At 73.8% G+C, this 20,080-nt stretch carries 17 protein-coding genes and 1 pseudogene; 12 read left to right on the forward strand and 6 right to left on the reverse strand.

All coding sequences use genetic code 11. The features are described 5' to 3' along the window. Positions 1-93: 93 nt before the first annotated feature. The 3 genes and pseudogenes from WME85_RS23530 to WME85_RS23540 all read left to right on the forward strand — a co-directional run. The gene (locus WME85_RS23530; RefSeq protein ID WP_437841112.1) at positions 94-1,263 is read left to right on the forward strand and encodes a hypothetical protein; all 1,170 of its coding nucleotides are present in this window, start codon (positions 94-96) and stop codon (positions 1,261-1,263) included. 125 nt (positions 1,264-1,388) lie between these two features. Continuing rightward, the gene (locus tag WME85_RS23535) at positions 1,389-2,192 is read left to right on the forward strand and encodes a CDP-alcohol phosphatidyltransferase family protein (RefSeq protein ID WP_437841114.1); all 804 of its coding nucleotides are present in this window, start codon (positions 1,389-1,391) and stop codon (positions 2,190-2,192) included. Between the two features lie 221 nt (positions 2,193-2,413). After that, positions 2,414-3,046: pseudogene (locus WME85_RS23540) on the forward strand (phosphatase PAP2 family protein); the annotation flags it as partial. A gap of 47 nt (positions 3,047-3,093) precedes the next feature. Here the strand turns inward: WME85_RS23540 and WME85_RS23545 are convergent. Then, positions 3,094-3,807 (reverse strand): cob(I)yrinic acid a,c-diamide adenosyltransferase, encoded by a 714-nt coding sequence (locus WME85_RS23545; protein WP_437841116.1) that lies wholly within the window; start codon positions 3,805-3,807, stop codon positions 3,094-3,096. A 99-nt stretch (positions 3,808-3,906) separates the two neighbouring features. Between WME85_RS23545 and WME85_RS23550 the strand changes: the two genes are divergently transcribed. Both WME85_RS23550 and moeB read left to right on the forward strand, forming a co-directional pair. Then, positions 3,907-5,463, forward strand: coding sequence for a hypothetical protein (locus tag WME85_RS23550; RefSeq protein WP_437841117.1), 1,557 nt, complete (start codon positions 3,907-3,909; stop codon positions 5,461-5,463). Positions 5,464-5,550: 87 nt separating this feature from the next. Then, positions 5,551-6,714 carry a molybdopterin-synthase adenylyltransferase MoeB gene (gene moeB / locus WME85_RS23555; RefSeq protein WP_437841119.1) on the forward strand — a complete coding sequence of 388 codons (1,164 nt, stop codon included), beginning with the start codon at positions 5,551-5,553 and terminating at the stop codon, positions 6,712-6,714. A gap of 121 nt (positions 6,715-6,835) precedes the next feature. Here moeB and WME85_RS23560 read toward each other — a convergent pair whose 3' ends face one another. Further along, positions 6,836-7,168 carry a hypothetical protein gene (locus WME85_RS23560; protein WP_437311682.1) on the reverse strand — a complete coding sequence of 111 codons (333 nt, stop codon included), beginning with the start codon at positions 7,166-7,168 and terminating at the stop codon, positions 6,836-6,838. 190 nt (positions 7,169-7,358) lie between these two features. Between WME85_RS23560 and WME85_RS23565 the strand changes: the two genes are divergently transcribed. The 5 genes from WME85_RS23565 to WME85_RS23585 all read left to right on the forward strand — a co-directional run bounded on the left by WME85_RS23565 (position 7,359) and on the right by WME85_RS23585 (position 11,999). Continuing rightward, positions 7,359-7,826: a hypothetical protein gene (locus WME85_RS23565; protein WP_437841120.1), complete on the forward strand. Its 468-nt coding sequence runs from the start codon at positions 7,359-7,361 to the stop codon at positions 7,824-7,826. Between the two features lie 244 nt (positions 7,827-8,070). After that, positions 8,071-9,087, forward strand: coding sequence for a tetratricopeptide repeat protein (locus tag WME85_RS23570; RefSeq protein ID WP_437841122.1), 1,017 nt, complete (start codon positions 8,071-8,073; stop codon positions 9,085-9,087). 59 nt (positions 9,088-9,146) lie between these two features. Further along, positions 9,147-10,202 (forward strand): hypothetical protein, encoded by a 1,056-nt coding sequence (locus WME85_RS23575; RefSeq protein ID WP_437841124.1) that lies wholly within the window; start codon positions 9,147-9,149, stop codon positions 10,200-10,202. 50 nt (positions 10,203-10,252) lie between these two features. Continuing rightward, entirely contained in the window at positions 10,253-10,468 is a 216-nt protein-coding gene (locus tag WME85_RS23580; protein ID WP_437841125.1) for a hypothetical protein, read from the forward strand. 61 nt (positions 10,469-10,529) lie between these two features. Then, on the forward strand, positions 10,530-11,999 hold the full coding sequence (locus WME85_RS23585) for a hypothetical protein (RefSeq protein ID WP_437841127.1): 1,470 nt from the start codon (positions 10,530-10,532) through the stop codon (positions 11,997-11,999). Positions 12,000-12,021: 22 nt separating this feature from the next. Here the strand turns inward: WME85_RS23585 and WME85_RS23590 are convergent, their stop codons facing one another. Together WME85_RS23590 and WME85_RS23595 are read right to left on the reverse strand one after the other, a co-directional pair. Then, complete coding sequence (locus tag WME85_RS23590; protein WP_437841128.1) at positions 12,022-13,890, reverse strand: ArnT family glycosyltransferase; 1,869 nt, start codon at positions 13,888-13,890, stop codon at positions 12,022-12,024. Beyond that, positions 13,887-14,882 carry a hypothetical protein gene (locus WME85_RS23595; protein ID WP_437841130.1) on the reverse strand — a complete coding sequence of 332 codons (996 nt, stop codon included), beginning with the start codon at positions 14,880-14,882 and terminating at the stop codon, positions 13,887-13,889. Before WME85_RS23595 ends, WME85_RS23590 begins: the two co-directional genes overlap by 4 nt. Before the next feature lie 118 nt (positions 14,883-15,000). Between WME85_RS23595 and WME85_RS23600 the strand changes: the two genes are divergently transcribed. Both WME85_RS23600 and WME85_RS23605 read left to right on the forward strand, forming a co-directional pair. Next, the gene (locus WME85_RS23600) at positions 15,001-15,411 is read left to right on the forward strand and encodes a RusA family crossover junction endodeoxyribonuclease (protein ID WP_437841132.1); all 411 of its coding nucleotides are present in this window, start codon (positions 15,001-15,003) and stop codon (positions 15,409-15,411) included. Continuing rightward, positions 15,408-16,043: a hypothetical protein gene (locus tag WME85_RS23605; protein ID WP_437841134.1), complete on the forward strand. Its 636-nt coding sequence runs from the start codon at positions 15,408-15,410 to the stop codon at positions 16,041-16,043. The genes WME85_RS23600 and WME85_RS23605 overlap by 4 nt, the downstream gene beginning before the upstream one ends. Positions 16,044-16,175: 132 nt before the next feature. Here the strand turns inward: WME85_RS23605 and WME85_RS23610 are convergent, their stop codons facing one another. Beyond that, entirely contained in the window at positions 16,176-18,257 is a 2,082-nt protein-coding gene (locus WME85_RS23610; RefSeq protein ID WP_437841136.1) for a hypothetical protein, read from the reverse strand. A gap of 237 nt (positions 18,258-18,494) precedes the next feature. Then, entirely contained in the window at positions 18,495-20,054 is a 1,560-nt protein-coding gene (locus WME85_RS23615) for a DUF308 domain-containing protein (protein ID WP_437841138.1), read from the reverse strand. Positions 20,055-20,080: the final 26 nt, after the last annotated feature.

The following is a 20,080-nucleotide window of genomic DNA, read 5'->3' on the forward strand; positions in this document are numbered from 1 at the left end:
GCCGCGCCGGACCCGCAGACGACGCCCTCGGCGCGGCCGCCGCCCGGCGCGCGCCGCGCCGAGGGCCTCTCAACACAACGCAACGGGGGAACCATGAAGCACTCGATTCCTGGCGCGATCGGCGCGGCGATCATCGCCGCCACGTGGGGCTGCGGCTCTGGCGGGGGCGGCGGCGGAGCCACCGGCGGCGGCGGAGCCACCGGCGGCGGGGCCACCGGCGGCAGCGGAGCCACCGGCGGCGAGAGCGGGAGCCAGGCCACCGCCTGCACCCTGGCGGCGCAGGGGCTGGAAGTGAGCAGCGGCGACGGGGCCACGCCCTCGATCGCCTGGACCGGAGCGGGCTTCGCCGTCGCCTGGCAGGATCGCGGGGCCGACGAGGGCGACATCCACCTCGCCGTGCTCGACGCGGACGGCAACAAGCTCCGGGATGAGGTGATCGAGGGGGGTCCGGGGGTCTCCAGCCACCCGAGCGTCCACCGCGACGGGGAGGGCCTGCTCGTCCTCTGGCAGGATCGGGACGGCGCGGGGAGCGTCGTGCGCGGCCGCCGCGCCACGCTGGCGGGCGTCGCCGAGGGCGACGCCTTCGATCTGGTCAAGAGCGGCGCGGCCGAGTCGTGGCCCATCGCCGCGGCGGGCCGGGACGGGGTGCTCCTCGCGTGGATGGACGCCGGCGGATCGCTGCTCGGGTCGCTCGACCGCGGCGCGCTCGGCAGCCCGACGCCGCTGGACGAGGCGCAGTTTCCGTCGGTGGCGACCGACGGCGACAAGACCGCGCTGGCCTGGGCCCAGGGCGACACGATCCGCTTCGCCAGGACGAGCCAGGGGAGCGCGCCGCTCGAGCCGATCGCGCACCAGGGCGTCGCCGCGAAGCTGACGCGCGTCGCGCTCGGCGGAGGCGACGCCTTCGTCGCCTGGGAGGACACCCGCGGCGGCGCGGAGCGGATCCTCGCGCTCCGGATCTCCGCGCAGAACGAGGTATCCCGCGAGGTCGAGGTCTCGCGGGGCGAAGGCAGCGCGAACTGGCCGGCGCTCGCGTGGACCGGCAGCAGCCTGGCCGTCGCGTACTACCAGTTCCGCGAGCGGTACCCGGCGGTCTTCGTGACGCTGCTGCGCCGGGATCTCACGCCGACGGGCGTCGAGCTCGAGGTGAGCGGCGACGTGCCCGCGCGGTACCCGGCGCTGGCCTGGACAGGGCAGGAGCTCGGGATCGCCTACGCGGAGAAGGATCGGGGCATCCGCCTCTCGCGCGTCAGCTGCCGCTAGCCGGCCCAGCCTGACCGCCCGCGGCGGTGCCGCCTGCCCCTCGCCGCTGTCGCGGCTCGAACCCTGCAATCTCCCTCGCCGTGGCCGCTCTCCCCTGCGCCCTTGCGATCCTAATCTGCACAGCCGTGCTCGGCGCCTACGCCCTGCGCGTCGCGCGCCACGGCCGGCCGACGATGCCGCGGCTCGGCGACTCCCCGGGGAGCGCGCTGCTCCCCGGCCCGGTCGTCGAGGCCTTCTACTGGTCGTTCCACGCCCCCGCCCGCGCGCTCGTGCGCCTCGGCGTCTCGCCGGACGCCCTCACCTACCTCTCGCTCGCGCTGTCGCTCGCGTGCGCGCCGCTCATCGCGACCGGCCGCTTCCGGGCCGGCGCCGCGCTGCTCGTGGCCAGCGCGATCCTCGACGCGCTCGACGGCATGGTGGCGCGCGAGGGCGGCAGGGCGTCGCGCGCCGGCGCGGTGCTCGACTCGTGCCTCGACCGCCTGTCCGACGCCGCGCCGCTCATCGGCCTCGCCGTCTTCTACCGCGGGCACGCCGCCGCGCTCGCGATCCCGCTCGCCGCCATGGCCGCCTCGTCGCTCGTCAGCTACGCGCGCGCCAAGGCCGACGTCTACCGGATCTCGCTGCCGAACGGGCTGATGCGCCGCCACGAGCGGCTCGCCTACCTCGTCGCGGCGCTGGTCTTCGGCCCGGCCGTGCCGGCCGCGCGGCTCACGGGCGCGCTCCCCTTCCCGATCACGCTCGCGTGCCTGGCCCTCGTCGCGGGCGTCGGGCTCGCCGCGGGGCTGCGCCTCGTGCAGCGGACGCGCGCCGCCCTCGCCGCGGCCGACGCGGCGGATCTGCCCGGGACGCGGGCGACGACACGCGGCCCCGACGAGGGAGAGCGCCGCCGCCTGCTCGGCGGCGGCAAGGCGACGAGCGCGCCGCTGTGATGCGGATCCGCCACGCGCGCGCCCTGTGGGGCCGCCTGTGGTGGCTGCCCGCGCTGCCGTGGCTCGCCTACCTCGCGCTCCTCGCCACGCGCGGCGCCGCGCGCTGGGATCACGCCGCGGTGGCCGCCCTCGTCGCGGCGAGCGTCTACGCGAGCCAGCGCTCGCGGCGCTTCTTCCTGAACGCGCTGCCCTTCCTGCTCCTGTTCCTCGTGTACGACGCCATGAAGCAGCTCGGCGGCGGGCTCGCCGCGCCGGGCGACGTCCTCGGCTGCGAGCTGCGCGCGGCGGAGCTCGCGCTCTTCGGCGTGGAGATCGGCGGCGAGCGGCTCACGCCGGGCGAGCTGCTCGCGCGGCTGCGGCGCCCCGCGCTCGACCTCCTCTGCGCCATCCCTTACGGCGGCTACGTGCTCGTGATGGTGGCGCACTGGCTCCACCTCTACCGGAGCGACGCGATCGCGGCGCGCCGGTTCGCCTGGCTCGCGCTCACGACGCACCTCCTCGGCTTCATCACCTACCGCCTGCTGCCCGCCGCGCCCCCCTGGTACGTGCAGGCCCACGGGTGCGCGATCGATCCGGCGGCCCAGAGCTCCCCCGCCGCGCTGCTGCGCGTCGACGCGATGCTCGGGATCACCTACTTCCGCGACCTGTACAGCCGCGGCGCCACCGTCTACGGCGCGCTGCCGTCGCTGCACGTGACGTACCCGCTCTACGGGCTGCTCGCGACGCTCCGCAACGCGCGCGCGCCGTCCGTCGCCGTCCAGCTCGCCTACGCCGCGCTCATGCTGTTCGCGGCGATCTACCTCGACCACCACTGGCTGATCGACGCGCTGCTCGGCTACGCCTACGTCGCGATCGCGTGGGCGCTCGTCCTCCGGGCCCTGCCCGGCGAGGGCGGCCCGGATCAGGCGGGCGGCGTCCTTCCGCCGCTCGCCGAGGCGTCGGGCTCCCAGAGGATCTCCGGCGTCCCGAGGAGCGCGGACGCCCAGCGGCTCCACACGAAGAGCGCGTCGCTCAGGCGGTTCAGGTAGCCGACCGCTTGCGGATCGGCGTGGCCCGACTGGGCGAGGCGCACGCAGCAGCGCTCGGCCCGGCGGCAGACCGTCCGCGCCACGTGGAGATCCGTGTTGAGCCGCGAGCCGCCGGGGAGCACGAACGAGCGCAGCGGCGCCAGATCGGCCTGGCAGCGGTCCATCTCGGCCTCGAGCAGCTCGATCTCCGCCTTCGTCACGCGAGGCTGCTTCGGGTGGACGTCCTCCGGGAGCGTCGCGAGGATCGAGCCGAGGTTGAAGAGCTCGTGCTGCACGCGGAGCAGCGTGCGCCCGAGGTCGCTCAGGCGCTCGGCGCTCCCGGCAGGCGCCCCCGGCGAGAGCTCGATCAGCGTCTGCCGCGCGGCCCCGACCAGCGCGTTGAGCTCGTCGACCGTGCCGTACGTCTCGAGCCGCGCGTCGTCCTTCGGGACCAGCTGCCCGCCGACGAGCCGGGTCAGCCCGCCGTCCCCCTGCCGCGTGTAGACGCGGTTGATCGTGATCTTCGGCGCGCTGAACACGCGCCCGCCGCTCTCGTCCTCGGCCTTTGCCCTGGGGGCACCCGTCCCGCGCGTATCGTCGTCGCTCACGGGGATCCCACGTAGAGCGTGGGGACATCAGGGTCAAGGAACGGCCGTAGCGAGGCCGGATTGGCGATCCTCCGGCTGCGGTGGAACAGTCCTGTCCCTATGCGTTCGCGTTCCCTGGCGCTGCTGCTCCGTCGTCCTGTCTGGATCGTCCTCGCCCTCGCCGCGCTCCCGGCCGCGGCCAGCTGCGCCGCCGAGCCCGCCGCGCGGCCCGGGCCGCGGCCGGAGGTCACGGCGGAGATGGCGCGCATCCAGGAGAGCCGGAGGCGCATCGACGAGGCGAGCCGCGCGCTGTCCGACAAGCGGTACGCCGAGGCCCGCGCGCTGCTCGACAGGGCGAGCGGCCTGGGCGTCGACTCGCACCGCTACGAGATCGGCGAGCTGCGCGAGAAGCTCGACCGGCGCGAGGCGAAGCTGTGGGCCACCGAGACCGCCGAGCTGCTCGAGCAGCGGGAGTGCGAGGCCGCGTTCGGCAAGCTGTCGGCGCGGATCGACGAGCTGAAGAGCGAGGCGTTCACCCAGGAGGCCCGGCGGCTCGTGGCGTCGGAGGCCGTCGCGTGCGCGAGCGGGAAGGTCGACGCGGCGACCACCGCCGGCAAGTTCGCGGAGGCGCGCGCCTTCCTCGCGGCGGCGCCGACGCGGAACGCCCTCGGCGACGCGGCCTCGGAGCGCCTCGCCGCGGAGCTCGACGCCACGGTCGCCGAGGCCCTCTACGGGCAGGTCGAGCCCGACGTCGCGGCAGGGCGCTGGGCGAGCGCGGTCGAGAAGCTCGACGCCGCCGTCAAGCGCGGCGACGCCTCGGAGGACCAGGGGCGCGCGCTGCTCGGGCGCGTCCGCGCCGCCGCGACACCGAGGCTCACCGAGGTCGCCGGCAAGGCGGTCGGCACGCAGGGCGCGGCGGCCGCGCTGAAGGAGCTCGACGCGACCATCGCGCTCCTGCGCTGGGAGGCGCTCGCGCCCGGCGCCGAAGAGCTGCCGGGCAGCAGCGCGCTGCCCGAGGCGCTCGCCCGGAAGCGCGCCGCCCTCGCCGCCTGGGTCGAGGCGGTGCGGGTCCAGATGAAGCCGATGAAGAAGCCAGAGAAGCGCTGGTCGCACGGCACGGTCGCGCTCGCGCCCGCCGCCGACGTCGAGGGCGAGGCGAAGCAGAGCCTCCCGCCGTCGACGCCCGTGTGGATCATCGGCCAGGCCAAGCAGCGCGCCCTGGTGACCGCGGTCGACCCCGGCTCGGCCGCGCTCGCGACCGCCCTCGACCTCGCGATCGGGTGGGCGCCGCTCCCGCGCCTCGCGCCCGAGCCGACCGCCGACTGGCTGCCGCCGAACGACCAGCTGAAGGGCGAGCGCGTGTGGGGCCCGCTCCGGGAGAAGCAGCCCACGCTGGAGCTCGGCGTGGTGAGCGAGGTCCGGGGCGCCGACATCATCGTCCAGCGGCTCGCCGACGACGCGGAGGTCAAGGTGTCGCGCAAGCAGCTCCGCAGCGGGCGCCTCGCCCCGGGCACCCGGGTGCTCGCCCTCTGCACGTCGGAGAACGAGCCGGCGACGATCGTCGACGTGCCGCCCACCGGCCGGGTGGCGCGCATCCAGTGCGAAGGGGGAGCGCAGAAGGAGGAGCCGCTCGCCTCCCTCCGGTCAAGGCCCGATCTCCTGCCCGGGAGCCGCTAGCGACGCCCGCCAGCGACCCGCGGCTGTCGTCCGTCGTTGACACGTAGCGCCGCGCACCTAAGTCTCCCAGTCTCTTGAGGAGCCACGATGCCTACGACCTATAGCGACCTCATCTCCGACGTCCGCAAATCCATCCGCGAGCTCTCGATCGCCGAGCTCAAGCGCCGCCTCGACGACAAGGTCCCGATGGTGCTCCTGGATGTGCGCGAGAAGGAGGAGTACCGCGCCGGCTTCATCCCGGGCGCGATCTCGATTCCCAGGGGCTTTCTGGAGATGCAAGTGGAGCAGAAGCTCCCGGACAAGTCGGCGCACGTCGTCGCCTATTGCGCCGGCGGCACGCGCTCGGCGCTCGCCGCGAAGACGCTCCAGGAGCTCGGCTACACCAACGTGGAGAGCGTGAATCCTGGCTTCTCCCGCTGGAAGGACATGAGCTTCCCGGTCGAGCTGCCCCCCAACCTCACGGACGCGCAGCGCGACCGGTACTCCCGCCACCTGCTCCTGCCGGAGGTCGGCGAGGCCGGCCAGGCCAAGCTGCTCGCCTCCAGGGTCCTCCTGCTCGGCGCCGGCGGCCTCGGCAGCCCGGCGGCCCTGTACCTGGCCGCCGCCGGCGTGGGGACGCTCGGCCTCGTCGACGCCGACGTCGTCGACAACTCGAACCTCCAGCGGCAGATCCTCCACGCGACCTCGCGCGTGGGCATGCCCAAGGTCGACAGCGCCGAGGTGGCGATCCGCGACCTGAACCCCGACGTGAAGGTCGTGAAGTTCCAGGAGCGGCTCGACAGCGGCAACGTCGACCGCATCTTCGACCAGTTCGACATCGTCATCGACGGGTGCGACAACTTCCCGACGCGCTACCTCGTGAACGACGCCTCGGTCTTCAAGAAGAAGCCGGTCATCCACGGCTCGATCTTCCGCTTCGAGGGCCAGGTGACGACGTTCGTGCCGGGCGTCGGGCCCTGCTACCGGTGCCTCTACCCCGAGCCGCCGCCCGCGCACCTCGCGCCGAGCTGCCAGGAGGCAGGCGTGCTCGGGATCCTCCCCGGCATCGTCGGCATCGTCCAGGCGACCGAGGCGGTGAAGCTGATCCTCGGCCAGGGGACGCCCCTCATCGGCCGGCTCCTCACCTACGACTCGCTGCGCATGAAGTTCGGCGAGCTCAAGCTGCGCCGCGACAAGAGCTGCCCGGCCTGCGGCGAGTCGCCGACCATCACGAGCTACATCGACTACGAAGGCTTCTGCTCGATCGGCTGATCGATCGTGGCGCGCGGCGCGGCGCTCGCGACCCGCGCCGCGGAGCCCGTGCGCCCTCGCCGCGCCCCCTCACCCTGCGCACGCGCCGCGCCCTCTCACCCCGCGGGCGCGCCCCGCGACCTCACGCGGGGTACTCGAGCACGGTGGTCTTCTCGGGCCGCTCGATGCGCTCCACGCGGCTCGTCACGATCTGCCGCTCCAGCCCGTCGGGGTCCACCTGGGTGAAATAGATGGGGGAGCCGACGCGCGCGTGCTGCGGCTCCGGGATCACGACGCCGTTCGGGTTGATCCGGACCGCGCCCTGGAGCTTCAGGTGCAGCGCGAGGTGGGCCGGCCTGAACTTCCTCGCGGCCCGGTCGCGGACGGCGACGCAGATCTCGTCGCGGACGTGATACTCCGTGTTGCGGGTGATGAAGACCCGGTGCCTGCGGCGCTCCGACCCCGTGTAGCTCATGCTCGCTCGTCGCTCCTTCGCGCCCTTCCGCGCGACGCGCATCGTGGCAAGCCGCGCCGCGCGGGGCCAAATTCGTCGCCGACGCGCGGAGCCTGCGTCCGGCACAGAAGCGGGTGTCACCGCAACTTTGTGCGGATCTCCGCGCGCTTCTGGGAACGCGTGGCGCGGCGGTGCCACGATCGCGATCGCAATGCAGCGCAGCGAGCGTCTACCCGGTCCCGGTCTGGCGAAGGTCCAGAGCCCGCCGCTCTTCCATCGACGGCGCGTCGAGCTCGTGACCTGCTCGACGGGGCGCCTCCACGCGCTGTTCGATCACGCCGACGTGCTGAGCGAGGGGAGCACGCGCAGCGAGGAGGGCGGGCTCGTGTACTACGGGTCGACCAGCCTGCTCGTGGCGCTGCCGCCGGACGCGCCGCTCGATCAGGCGCTCGACCGGGCGCTCGCGCTCGACCCCCACCTCAGGCTGCGGGCGCTCCGCGTCGCGCAGCGCGAGGCCACCGCGCGCGCCGGGGGCCCGCTCGGGCCGATGCACGCCGAGATCCGCTGCGGGCTCGCGCCGCGCGCGGCGAAGACCTCGTTCGCGCTGACCGTGGACGTCACGGCGCGCGTCCTGCTGACCACGACGACGACGAAGACGGCGCGCCCCACGCGCGCGTGATCGCCATGCGAAATCCCCTCCGAAGACCGCTCGCCGGCGCGCAACCTCCGCGATTTTTTGCGCCCGCGTCCTCCCCGCGACGCGGGCGAGATCACGGCCGCGCCGATCGCGCGCCCTGCCCTCTTGACGCGCGTGCCCACGTGGAGAACGGGAGCCATCCGGCTCGAGGCGAGGTACGCTCCACACGACGCGCTCTGCCTCCGCCGATGTCTGACGCGGAGCACGCGGAGCTGGCGACGCTGCGATGAGCAAGAAGGACCGTTCCGCCTCCGGCGATTCCGACAAGGTGATCCACGTCGTGTTCGGCCCTGGTGGAGGGCGGGTGTCGGAGCCCCCGCCCTCGCCGCGGGCCGGCGAGCCCGACGCGCCGCCCCCCGCGCCGGGGGCGCGCGAGCCGGTGACGGACATGTTCACCGGCACCGAGGTCGCGCGGCTGCTCGGCATCTCGCCCGGGCGGCTGCGCTCGCTCGATCGCGCCGGCATCGCGTCGCCGAGCGGCCGCCGGCGCGGGCGGCGCGCGTACACCTTCTCGGATCTGATCGCCCTGCGCGCCGCGCGCGACCTCATCGCCCGCAAGGTGCGCCTGCGCGAGGTCGCGCGGGCGATCGACAACATCCGCGCCGCGCTCCCCAAGGTGACGCGCCCCCTCGCCGAGCTCCGCGTCGCCTTCGACGGCAAGGCCGTCGTGGTCCGAAGCGCCTCGGGCGCGTTCGAGCCGCTCACCGGGCAGATGGTGCTCGACTTCGAGGTGAAGGACCTGCGCGACGACGTCGTGCGCGTGCTCCGCCCGAAGGTGGGCAGGGAGCGCGCGCGCACCGCGTACGAGCTCTACATGCAGGCCAGCCAGCTCGACGAGGATCCGACGACCATGGACGAGGCCGAGGCGCTCTACCGGCGCGCGCTCGAGATCGACCCGTGGCTGGCGATCGCCTACACGAACCTCGGCAACATCTGCTTCCGGCGCAACGCCGAGGAGCAGGCCGAGGTGCTCTACATGAAGGCGCTCGAGCTCGACGCGGCCCAGCCGGAGGCGCAGTACAACCTCGGCTACGTGATGCTCGAGCGCGGCCGCGCGGCCGAGGCCATCCGCTACTTCCGCGGCGCGATCGCGAGCGATCCGCGCTTCGCGGACGCCTATTACAACCTGGCGATGGCGTACGAGCAGGTCGGCGATCCGACGCAGGCGCGCCCGTGCTGGCGCCGGTACCTCGAGCTCGAGCCGACGGGCACGTGGGCGGAGATCGCGCGCAAGCACCTGTGAGCCGCGGGGCGCCGCGGGGTTGATCGGGCGGGCCTCTTTTCCGGCATACTGCGGCCGTCATGGACCAGCAGGGCGCACCGCTCGGCGCGGCGAACCACCCCCCTGGCGGCCATCCCCCGGGCGGCCCCCCGCCCGGGGGCTACGGCCCGCCCGGCGGTCACGGCGCGCCGCCGGGCGGCTACGGCCCTCCCGGCGGCCACGGCCCTCCCGGCGGCCACGGCCCTCCCGGCGGCCACGGACCTCCTGGCGGCTACGGCCCTCCCGGTTACGGCCCCCCTCCGCCGCCGTTCGGGGCAGCCCCGGGGTACCTCGGCGCCGCGCCGCTCAGGCCGCCGCCGAAGCGGTCGAACGTCGCGCTCTTCCTCGGGATCGGCTGCGGCGCGGTGTTCCTGCTCTGCATCCTGGCAGGCGCGGTGGCCATCTACGTCTCCACAGGCGTCGCGGCCCGCGAGCTCGCCGCGCGGCCGGCGTCGCGCCCCTCGGCGCCGGCGCTCGACGGCCCCGTCGATGCGCCCGACGCATCCGCTGACCAGGGCGTGCTCCGCGCGGAGATCCGCGACCTGCGGGCCTTTCCGTCGCGCGCCGGGAAGCTCCACCATTTCATCGGCGAGATCCACAACGTCGGGGCGATCCCGATCGGCGCCCCGAGCGCGCGGGTGACGCTCTACGACGCTCGCGACGTCGCCCTCGAGAGCGGCGACTGCGCAACCCGGGTGCGCTTTTTGCCCCCGGGCGAGAAGGTCCCGTGCTTGTTCACGACGCAGAGGCCCGCGGCGCTGGCCGCGTTCAGGGCCGAGGTCGCCGCCGCGACCCCTTCCTTCTCAGGCAAGCTCGCCAAGCTCAGCATCGCCGACACGAAGTTCACGCCGACGCGCGGGCAGAGCCCGTACCGGGTGTCGGGCAGGATCACGAACGAGTCGACCTTCACGGCGCGGTCGGTGCTCGCGATCGTCTCGCTCTACGGCGCCGACGGCAAGATCGTCGGCGTGAGCCAGATCCCGGTGGGCGCCGGGGATCTCGCGCCGCTGGCGAGCGGGTCTTTCGAGGCGAGCATCGTCGATGTCGCCGACGCGCCCGCGACGTGGCAGGTCTTGGCGGTCGGATACAGCGAGTGAGCGCGCGAGGCTCTGGCCTCGCGCGCGAACCCAGGAGAGAGGTGAACGAGATGAGCGACGTGGGATCGGCACGGCGGGCCAAGGACGAGCTCAAGGCCAAGATCAGCGGCGAGCCGTGGTGTGTCGGCATCGGGGTCGAGCGAGAGGACGGGGTCGGGTTCATCGTGCGCGTCAGCGTCCGGTCTGGAGGGGCCGAGGCGGCGCGCGCGGCGATCCCGGCGCGGATCGGCGGCGTGCTGATCAAGGTGATCGAGAACGACCCCTGAGCACGTCCGACCCGCGGTCTCGTATCGCCAGCCCGCGCAAACCGTGTAAGCTGCGCGCCTCGTGAACGAGCGCAATCTCTCCCGCCGACTTTCCACGAGCATCGTTGATGCGCTGAAGGCGCACGGGCACATCCTCGTGGCCAGGGGCGGCGCGACCGCGCTGGCGCGCGAGCTCGAGGACCGGATGGCCGCGGTCATCACGGCCATCGCGCCCCGGCTGGAGCCGTACGCCATCGTCGACGGAGAGGTGACGAGCACGTTCGGCAGCGACGAGCTCGACGATCAGGTCGAGGAGCTCGTCGCGAGCCTCACGAGCACGCTGATGGAGTCCGAGCACGTCGAGGACATCTTCACGGAGGACAACGTCATCAAGCGCGACGTCTTCCGGGTGATGCGCGACGCGCTGCTCGGGCCGCGCCCCGAGCTCGCCCTCGAGGACGACGGCCCGGTGCAGGTGCGGCTGGACATGCTCGGGTACGTCGCCTCGACGGTCGGCAAGCGCGCGCCGGCGCAGGTGCTGCGCGACGCGCTGGCGCGCGCGGCCGAGACCGCCGGTGGCAAGCTGACGGCCTACGACGCCGAGCTCCGCGAGGCGACGTTCTCGGTCGAGAGCAGCGACCCCGACGCGCGGCTCGAGCTCGAGGAGGCCGTGGCCGACGAGCTCTCCGACCTGGTCGAGGCGAAGGTGGTGGCGCTCCCGATGATGGAGCGCCGCTTCGAGCTGCAGCGCCGGATCGAGGCCGGAGCGCGCGCCGGCCTGCGCCAGCGGATCGACGCGATCGCGTCCAGGATGCTGCGCGAGGGCGGCTGCGCCGCGTCGTGGGAGCTCGCGGGCGACCGCCTCCTCCGGCTGAAGCTCACCCCGCTGTCCGAGCAGGATGCGCTCGAGGTCGACAGCCACATGACGGAGTTCACGCGCGAGATCGCCGCGCTGCTCGGCGAGCCGCTGGACGAGCTCGACGCGGCGAGCAAGCCGGCCGCCGCGCCGCTGCGCGCTGACGCCCCGGCGTCGCGACGCCGCGAGCCCGCCCCGGAGCCGGTGGCGGCGGACGAGGACGACGATCTCGACGAGGACGACGATCTCGACGAGGACGACGACGACCTCGACGGGGACGATCTCGACGAGGACGAGGACGACCTCGACGAGGACGACGACCTCGACGAGGATGAGGACGAGGACGACGACCTCGACGAGGACGAGGACCTCGATGAAGACGAGGACGACGCGCCCGCCAGGAAGCCCGCCGCGCCGGCGAAGTCGCGCAGGCCAGCCGAGCTGGCGGCGGAGCGGCCGGCGGCGAGCAAGCCCAGGGCGGCGGTGACGGTCCGGGGCGCGAAGAAGGAGCCGTCCAAGAAGGCGGCCGCCGCGCCCAGGAAGGCAGCCGCCCCCGCGGAGAAGGCGGCGGCCGGGAAAGCGGCGCCGGCTCCGGCCAAGAAGGCCGCCAAGGCCCCCGCCAAGAAGGCGGCGGCGGCGCCGGCCAAGAAGGCCGCCAAGGCCCCCGCCAAGAAGGCGGCGGCGAAGAAGCGCTGACCGCGCGCGTCCCGCAGGACGCTCAGCGCATCGTGTTGCGGTAGACCAGGAGCACCGGCACCCCGTCGAGCCCGGCGATGTGATCCGGGCTCGTGGTCCCGAACGCGACCCACGCCTGGTACGCCTGCCCGAGCATGTGCTTCTCGTGGTGGTAGAGGGCGAAATCCGCGCCCGCGACCGCGCCGACGCCGCGGATGTCCTTTCGCAGGCGCCCGTCGCGCAGCAGCATGTCCCAGGCCTGTCCGGCGGTGTCGTGGATGTACACCGTCCCGCGGGGCGGGACGTGCTCGTTGAGGTACGCCACGACCGCGCCCGTCGTGTACCCCCAGAAGGAGCGGTTCAGCCCGAGGGTCGCCGCCCCGGGCGCGCCGCCGACCAGCGGCGTGTAGCTCGACAGCGCCCACGGGTGCGCGTGCAGCGTCTCGGCGACCGGCGCCGCGATCACCGCCGCGCCGAGCAGCGCCGGCACCAGCGGCCCGCGGGCGGCGCGCGCGAGCGCGGAACCACGCGCGCCGCCCGCGGGTGCGGCGAGGTCGGCTCGCGCGCCGGCGCCGCGCCGGGGGCGCGCCAGCGCGCGGAGCGCGAGGCGAGCGCGCCTCACCGCGGCGGAGAACGCCGCGCCGGCGAACAGGGCGACGAACGGGTAGGCCGTCATCCAGTGCTTCGTGCCGCCGAAGATCGGCGTGCTCGGCGAGAGCCAGGCGCCGTACACGGCGGCGATGGCGAGGAACCAGAGCAGCGCCGTGCCGCCGGGGTCGCGCGCGGGCGGGCGGAGCCGCGCGGCCAGCGCGCGCGCCGCGGCGAGCGCGCGCCCCCCGCCGGCCGGGGCGAGCCGCGCCGCCGCGCGCGCGAGCGGATAGAGCAGCCGCGCGCGCGCGCTGGCGCAGAGCCCCGCGGCGAAGAGGCAGAGCGTCACGACGGGCACCGTCGCCGCGGTCATCACCGGCGCGTAGGCCCTCGGCATCGGCGGCGTCCAGTAGTTCCGGCCGAGGAACTCCATGTTGTAGTACTCGTGGTTCAGGTGGAACGACGCGTACTCGCGGAGGCGCGGGAGCGTGTCGCGCCAGATCCACGGCCAGAGCGCGTAGAAGACGAGCGGGCCGATCGTCGCCATCGCCGCGAGCGCCGCGAGCGCCCGCCGGCCCCCTCGCGGCGGCGCCGGCGCTGCGGCGGCGGCCTCCCGCGGCGGGCCCTCCGCCGCCGCGGCGGGCGCGACGATCCGCTCCGTGAGCTCCACGGCGATCGCGTGCGCGACGCAGACGATCGGCAAGAACCAGGAGTTGTGCTTCGTGTCGAGCGCGAGGCCGAAGGCGACGCCGGTGAGCACCGGCCACAGCGCGCCGCCGTCCCGCAGCGAGCGCCAGTAGGCGTAGGCGCACACGGCCCAGACGGTCACGATCGGCGCGTCGAAGCACGCGAGGTGCGCGTGGTAGAAGTAGCGCGGCATCATCGCGAAGAGCGCGGCCGCCGACGCGCCCGCGATCCGGTCGCGCGCCTGCGTGCCCCAGAGGTACACGAGCGCGACCCCCGCGCCCGACAGGACCATCGCGGGGAAGCGGTAGCTCGTGCCCTCCATGGCGAAGAGGCCGAGCCGCTTCTGCAGGACGAGGTTGGAGAGCGCGAAGAGCGACTTGATGAGGCCCGGGTGCTCGTGGTTCACCGACCAGGCGGCGTCGATGACCCCGGGGGCGAGCGCGGCGCGCGGCGCCTCGAGGAGCGCCTGGAACCACGCGCCGTAACGGCTCGCGGCGAAGAAGTAGAACCCCTCGTCGCGCGCGTAGCCGAGGTCGCCCGCGGTCGCGAGCAGGAGGGAGACGTACGTCGCCGCGAACGCGAGCGCGATCGCGCCGTCGGCGAGCGCGAGCGGGGCGGGCCGGGCCGCTTGCCTCATCGGGTGTCTGCCTCGAAGCAGTAGTGGCGGTGCGTGTAATCCGCCGACGTCACCGCGAACTCGACCTCGGCCCTCGCGGCGCCCGCGTGCGCCCCGAGCGGGAACTCGAACGCCGCCCACCCGTCGCCGTCGACGTGCGTCGCCTCCCCCACGGCCTCGCCGTCCACGCGCACGGACAGCGTGACCGGCGCCCCCTGCCGCTCGCGCTCGATGATCCAGTACATCCCCGCGTGCCCGCGGATCACCGAGCCGAGCGGGACGTCGCGGAAGCGCGTGACGATGGCGCCGTCCCGCGGCGGGTGCGACCAGATGCACCGGCGCGGCCGGAACTCCTCGTCCGCGATCACCGTGACGCCGACGTTGAAGAAGGGGCCGCCGGGGCACTCGAAGCGCTCGGCGGGGAACGTCGGGTGACCGCCGAGGCCCCCGGCCGCCACCCGCGCGCGCGGGTTCCAGCGGCACGCGGCCGGCGGATCCGTGACGCGCACGTCGGCCGACGACGGCGCGATGTGGTCGACGAAGTCGTAGACGACGCGCGCCGGCGACGGGTTCACGAGGCGCCGCAGCACGAAGCCGCCGTGCTCCTGCCGCTCCTCCTCGCGGAAGCCCGCGAGCTCCCCGGCGCGCTCGCCGAGGACGCTGATCTCGACGGCGGCGGCGTAGCGGCTCTCGTCGGGCCTGGCGGCGTCGCGCAGGGGCATCAGCGCGTCGCCGAGCGCGCGGCGCGCGGCCGGGTCGGCCCAGGCGGGCGCGACGATCACGAGGTCTCCGGGCTGCTTCATCGCCGCGAGGGGCGCCTTCACCTCGCGCCAGGCGTCGAAGCCCGGGGCGCGCCGGCTGAAGTAGACGTGCGCCCCGAGCTCGCCGAGGCCGAGCGCGGGGAGGCCGACGAGCGCGAGCAGGCCGAGGGCGCGGAGCCGGCGGCGCCGCCCGGTCCTGGGCGAGGCCGTCTCGTGCTTCTGCGCCAAGATCACGGGTGCCTCGGGGTGCACTGATCGATCCTACAGGCGAGCATCGCGGTACGTGTGGTCACAGAGCGGCTCGGAGATCCACGGGACGGACACAGCGCTCGCACCGTAGTAGGAAGTGCCAGGGGAGAGGAGAGGCGCCGTGATCCGTCTGGAATTCGTGGTGAAGGGGATCCCGGTGTCGGCGAACAACAAGGATTGGGCTCCGTGGCAGGAGCGCGTGAGGCAAGCCGCACGCACGGCGATCAAGGAGGAGGACGAGATCTATGGCGAATGTCGAGGCATCCTCGTCTACTTCTACTTCGGGTCGACGACGCTGGACGTCGACAACATCATCAAGCCCATCAGCGACGCGCTCAGCGGGATCGCCTACTACGACGATCGCAGCGTTGGCGAGTGGATCGCACGCAAGACAGAGCTCGGCCAGACGGAGCTCGTCGATCCGCCGGCGGTGCTCGTCGAGCGTCTCGCGGACTGGGTGGCCGCGAGGCAACCCTTCGTCTACGTTTGCATGGTCGACGAAGCCCCGAACCACGTGGAGTTACCGAAATGAACGCACGTGAATCGCACGACCGAGCCGTGCAGAAGCTCGCGGACGAGTACGCGAGCAAGGGGTTCCAGGTCCGAAAACAGGCTGAGCTGCCCTTCGTGCTCGAAGGCGGGCGGCGCTTCCGAGCTGACATCCTGGCGGAGCGCGACGGTGAGCATCACGTCATCGAAGTAGCGCTGTCAGGTGTCCGCGGCACCCCTCAGGCTCGCCGGTGGGAAGAGGTCGCCAGACAGGTACGCGCGCTCCCCGGATGGCACTTCAAGATCGTGCTCGTCGATCGCGAGATGCCCCCGCCCTCGGATCCGGAGCGAATCGAAGCGGAGCTCGTGAACGCCGAGGCGTTGCTCGATCAAGACCAGCTGACGGCAGCGATGCTCCTTGCGGCATCGGCGTTCGAGGCAGCCGCGCGGCGGCAACTGGTCGCCGTAGGCGCGCTCCAGTACGACGACACACCAGCGGCGCTGGTCGAGCACCTCGTCTCCCAGGGGCACGTCGACCAGGAGGAATTCGTGCCGCTCCGAGATGCGATCGAGCTCCGAAACGCCATCGTCCACGGCCATCTCGACCAGCTGCCGGAGCGCGATGCGATCCGGCGCCTCGTCACGGACGCACGTCGACTCCTCCACGCAGCGTGAGCGGCGATGGCGGGCGCGTCGCCCCCACCGGCGTACGCGCGACCTGCCGGCCACCGTGGTGCGCGCCTCCCCGCCATCGGGCGGGGAGTGGACATCCAGCGCCCCTGGCGAGGCACCGGCGAATGGTCCTGTTTACAGCTCGATCGCGTAGATCACGCTGCCGAGCGGCATGCGCTGCATGCGCTCCTCGATCACCCCGCGGAGCGCCTTCCAGGCCCCCTCCTTCTCGACGTAGGTGTCGCGGAGGCGCAGCGCGCCTGCCTTGTCGCCGCGCGCCTTGATGCCGAGCACCGTCCTCGCGAGCGCCTCCGCCGCGGCGGGCATCTTGTCCGCCTGGATCGAGAAGCACCCCTTGTCCGTGCCGTTCGCCGCCACCTCGCCGCGGTGGTAGCCGAGCGCGCCCGCGTCGAGCAGGCTGCCGAGCTGGATCGCGGCGAGGTGAGCGTAGGGCCGCGGCTCGCCGCCGGCGGTGTACATGCCCTGCCCGATCTGCCCGAACGCCCAGATCACGTCCCGCGCCTCGGACATGCGGGCGAGCGCCGGATCGAGGACGCCGCGCTGCGCGAGCCAGCCGCTGAAGAAGAGCGCGCCGGTCTGCGCCTTGAGCTCCTCGAGCATCGAGGCGAGCCCGCCGCCGTAGATCTCGCTCTCGGTCTTGCCCCGCACCTTGTGGTTGTGCGTCGGGCCGAGGTTGTGGGCCGCCTCGTGCAGCACGGTGCTCAGCGTCGCGACCGGGCGCTCGAGCGAGACGCTCTCCAGCGTCGCCTTGCAGAGGAGCGACGCCGTCACCTCCCGCATGGCGGCGCGGGTGTCGTCGTCCTGGAGGAGGTTCACCATGGCCACGGTGCGGCCGCGCCCCTCGGTCGCGACCGGCCCCCAGTTCGGCAGGCTCTGCCCCGCGGTGCCGCCGGTCGCCGCGCGCGAGTCGCCGGCGTTCACGACGACGTCGATGAAGTCGGGCAGGTGGAACGCGACCTTGCGCGCCTTGTACGGCGCGCCCGCGAGCGCCGCGAACGCCGCCTCCATGTCCGCCTTCACGGGGTCGAGCTTCCGCTGCCAGGTGAGCGACTCCTGGTTGATGCGCGCGAAGCTCACGTGGAAGCCCGCCTTGCGGCTGCACGGCTCCCAGTAGGTCTCGTCCGGCCCGACGCGCAGGTACCACGCCGAGTTCTCGGCGTTCATCTTCGCCCAGGGCTCGTCCGCGACCTCCCAGCGGTTGTCGAGGAACGCCTGCGCCGCCGCGAGCAGGTACGCCTTGAAGGCCGCCTCGCCGGGGCTCTGGATCGCCTCCGCCGCCGCCTTGAGCTCCCGGCTCACCGCCTCCATCTCGGGCCTGTACGCCTCGCTGTACGGCACGGCGCGGAGCGCGCTGCCCTGCTCGACCACCGCCGTGAAGGGCGACAGGAGCGCCTGCTGGTCCGGGCGCGCCTCGAGCGCGGCGCAGAACTTCTTGTCCTGCTGGAGGCGCGCCGGGTAGGCGCCGGTGATGCGGGGCGGGCTGCCCGGCACCGCGCTGCAGCTCGGATCGCTCTGGGTCCGGGGCTGCTCGCACCACGGCCCCTGGTTGCGCCAGAAGAGCGCCCGGCTGGCCGGATCGTCGGCCGGGATCTTGTCGGCCATGCCGGCGGAGCCGAGCTGCTTCGCGTGGATCTGCTCGATGAGCTCGGCGACCTTGAGCAGGTGGCCGACGATGGCGCGGTCCTCGGCCGACGCGCCGCGGAGGTCGGCCCGGAGGAGCGACGGGCGGCCGGCCGCGAGCTCCGCGAGGACGGCGTCGCGGCGGCGCTTCTCGGCCTCGTCGAGGCCGGCGCGCGGGTGCCCCTCGGCCTTGATCTTGACCATCGCGGCGTAGGCCGAGGTGAACGCCGGCGTGAACGCGCCGGAGGCGACCCAGGCGGGGGCCGTCGTGTGGTGCCACAGCGCGGCGACCTCGTCGGGGTCGACGGCGCCCGAGCTGTTGCGGTCGGCGATCCAGAAGAGCGGCAGGTCGAGCTCCACCGCGATGCGGTTGAAGTCGAGCCGCGGGATCTGATCGAAGCGCGGCGCCGGGGGCGCGGCCTGGGAGGCAGCGGGGGCTGGTGGCGCTGCCCTGGGCGGCTCGGCCGGCGGTGGGGGGTGCGGTGCAGCGCAGGCGGCGCCCGCGGCGAGGGCGGCGAGCCCGGCGAGGGCGGCGAGCGGGGCGCGGGAGGGGGTGGTCGGGAGGGGCATCGTCATGGCTGGAGCTCCGGGTGGGGGGGCCCTCGACCTTGCGGGGCGCGGGGGAGGCCGGGAGGCCTGCGAGGGCGACGAGGCCCGCCGCGAGAACGGCCGGCGTCCGGACGCGCCACGAGGGCGGCTCCCCGCGCGGTCGCCGCTGGACTGCCGGGGCGGGCGGGAGCGTAGATCAACGGCGCGCGGCCAGGGCGTGTTTGTGGGCCCGCGCAGCGGCGTGTGCAGCGGCCGCGAGCAGCCTCAGGCGGGGGCGCGGGCCCCCGCCGTCCCTGGCATCCTTGGCATCCTCGGCAGTCGTTGCCCGAAGATGCCGGCCAGCAGCTCCCCCGCGCCGTAGTAGCAGAGATAGCCGGCCAGCACGAACTTGAGCAGCGTGGCCGACGCGGGCAACGAGAGCAGGACGAGGCTGGCGAGCATCGAGCCGGTGCCCACGACGAGGAGCCACCTCGACTCCACCATGCCCTTGAGCACGAACGACGCCGCGACGCGCAGCGCGCCGGAGATGAACGCCCAGAGGCCGACGAGGATCACGAAGATCTCGACCACGTAGCCGCGCCGGAGCACGACGAGGCCGAGCAGGAGGCTCGCCACGCCGCGCACGAGCGAGAGGAGGCGCCTGACGGGCGGCTCGCGCGGCGCGCCGTACAGCGACAGGGCGCCATCGAGCAGCGCGTACGCGCCGAAGGCCGAGACGAGCAGCCGCCACCCCGCGGACGAGCCGTGACCGACGGAGATCGTCAGCGTGCCGGCGCCCACGGCGATCGCGAGCGCGCCTTGCGCGATGAGGACCCACCGGGAGCGCTCCGGCCGCGTCGGCTTCGGAAAGAGCGTCCTCGCGGCGGCGACGGCGGCGGCGATCGGGTTCTCCGCCTTCGGAGGGGCGCGGCCGGGCTCCGCGCCCGGGAGCACGACGGGCATCTCGCGCTCGATGGCGCGCCCGTCCTTCCACTCGAGATAGCGGACATGTCCGTCCGGCGAGATGCGAAGGAAGGAGTTGGCGGGGCCGGCCCAGGAGCCGCTGTTGAAGTACCAGTCACCGATACGACCTGGCTTGTGCGTGTGCCCGAGCACCGCCACGTCGTGAGCGTCCCGCTCGAGCTCTGCCCGGACCCCGATGACGTGCTCGCCGAGCCGATTCGGGTTCTGCGCGGGCGTCAGCGCCGAGCCGGGGAGCGCATCGCCCCTCCCCACGCGCTGGTTCACCGTCGCCAGGGAGCGTTTCCAGATCGTCAACATCGACTCGCCGAACTGCTCGAGGACGTCCTCCACGCTCTCGCCGCTCGTGAGAAGGGGAGAGCCGTTCTGGTCCTCGAAGATGCCGGCGAAGATGGCGAGCATGCGGCCGAAGCCGGGGTCGTCCCCGGCGTTGAAGGGATCGCTCTCGTGCCCGTGGCAGAAGCGGAACCGCTTGCCCCCGAGCTCCCGGACGAACGGCGCGCGCATACAGGAGAAGAAGGGGTGATTGAGGAGGTCCGTGCCGATGAAGTGCCGGAGGTCGACGTCGTGGTTGCCGGGCACGTAGATGAGCCGCAGCGCGGCGAGCTGGTCGAGGAGCTCCCGCCGCTTCACGAGCAGGAGGCTGAGGTTCATCTGCCAGAGCTCGAAGAGGTCGCCGAGGACGAAGAGCTCGCCTCCCTCGCTGCCCACGTGGTCGAGAAATGCCCGCAGCTGCGGCGTCTTCTTGCCCGTGTCGAAGTTGTCGCGCGCGCCGCCGTCGCCGATGTGCAGATCGCTGATGACGAAGATGTCCCTGGCTGCGTTGTCCATCGCGTTGCCCCCCGGGTCGGGCGATCCCGCCATGAGACGGCCGCGTCCCCCGCGCCACG

Origin of the sequence: Sorangium sp. So ce1153, from assembly GCF_051521595.1 — a bacterium.
GTDB lineage: Bacteria > Myxococcota_A > Polyangia > Polyangiales > Polyangiaceae > Sorangium.

What these genes read in the sequence shown, in the direction of transcription:
- WME85_RS23610 (WP_437841136.1), bottom strand. Translation starts at nt 18,257, where the DNA reads ATGACGATGCCCCTCCCGACCACCCCCTCCCGCGCCCCGCTCGCCGCC.
- WME85_RS23570 (WP_437841122.1), top strand. Translation starts at nt 8,071, where the DNA reads ATGAGCAAGAAGGACCGTTCCGCCTCCGGCGATTCCGACAAGGTGATC.
- moeB (WP_437841119.1), top strand. Translation starts at nt 5,551, where the DNA reads ATGCCTACGACCTATAGCGACCTCATCTCCGACGTCCGCAAATCCATC.
- WME85_RS23565 (WP_437841120.1), top strand. Translation starts at nt 7,359, where the DNA reads ATGCAGCGCAGCGAGCGTCTACCCGGTCCCGGTCTGGCGAAGGTCCAG.
- WME85_RS23530 (WP_437841112.1), top strand. Translation starts at nt 94, where the DNA reads ATGAAGCACTCGATTCCTGGCGCGATCGGCGCGGCGATCATCGCCGCC.
- WME85_RS23605 (WP_437841134.1), top strand. Translation starts at nt 15,408, where the DNA reads ATGAACGCACGTGAATCGCACGACCGAGCCGTGCAGAAGCTCGCGGAC.
- WME85_RS23580 (WP_437841125.1), top strand. Translation starts at nt 10,253, where the DNA reads ATGAGCGACGTGGGATCGGCACGGCGGGCCAAGGACGAGCTCAAGGCC.
- WME85_RS23615 (WP_437841138.1), bottom strand. Translation starts at nt 20,054, where the DNA reads ATGGCGGGATCGCCCGACCCGGGGGGCAACGCGATGGACAACGCAGCC.
- WME85_RS23550 (WP_437841117.1), top strand. Translation starts at nt 3,907, where the DNA reads ATGCGTTCGCGTTCCCTGGCGCTGCTGCTCCGTCGTCCTGTCTGGATC.
- WME85_RS23575 (WP_437841124.1), top strand. Translation starts at nt 9,147, where the DNA reads ATGGACCAGCAGGGCGCACCGCTCGGCGCGGCGAACCACCCCCCTGGC.
- WME85_RS23560 (WP_437311682.1), bottom strand. Translation starts at nt 7,168, where the DNA reads ATGAGCTACACGGGGTCGGAGCGCCGCAGGCACCGGGTCTTCATCACC.
- WME85_RS23590 (WP_437841128.1), bottom strand. Translation starts at nt 13,890, where the DNA reads ATGAGGCAAGCGGCCCGGCCCGCCCCGCTCGCGCTCGCCGACGGCGCG.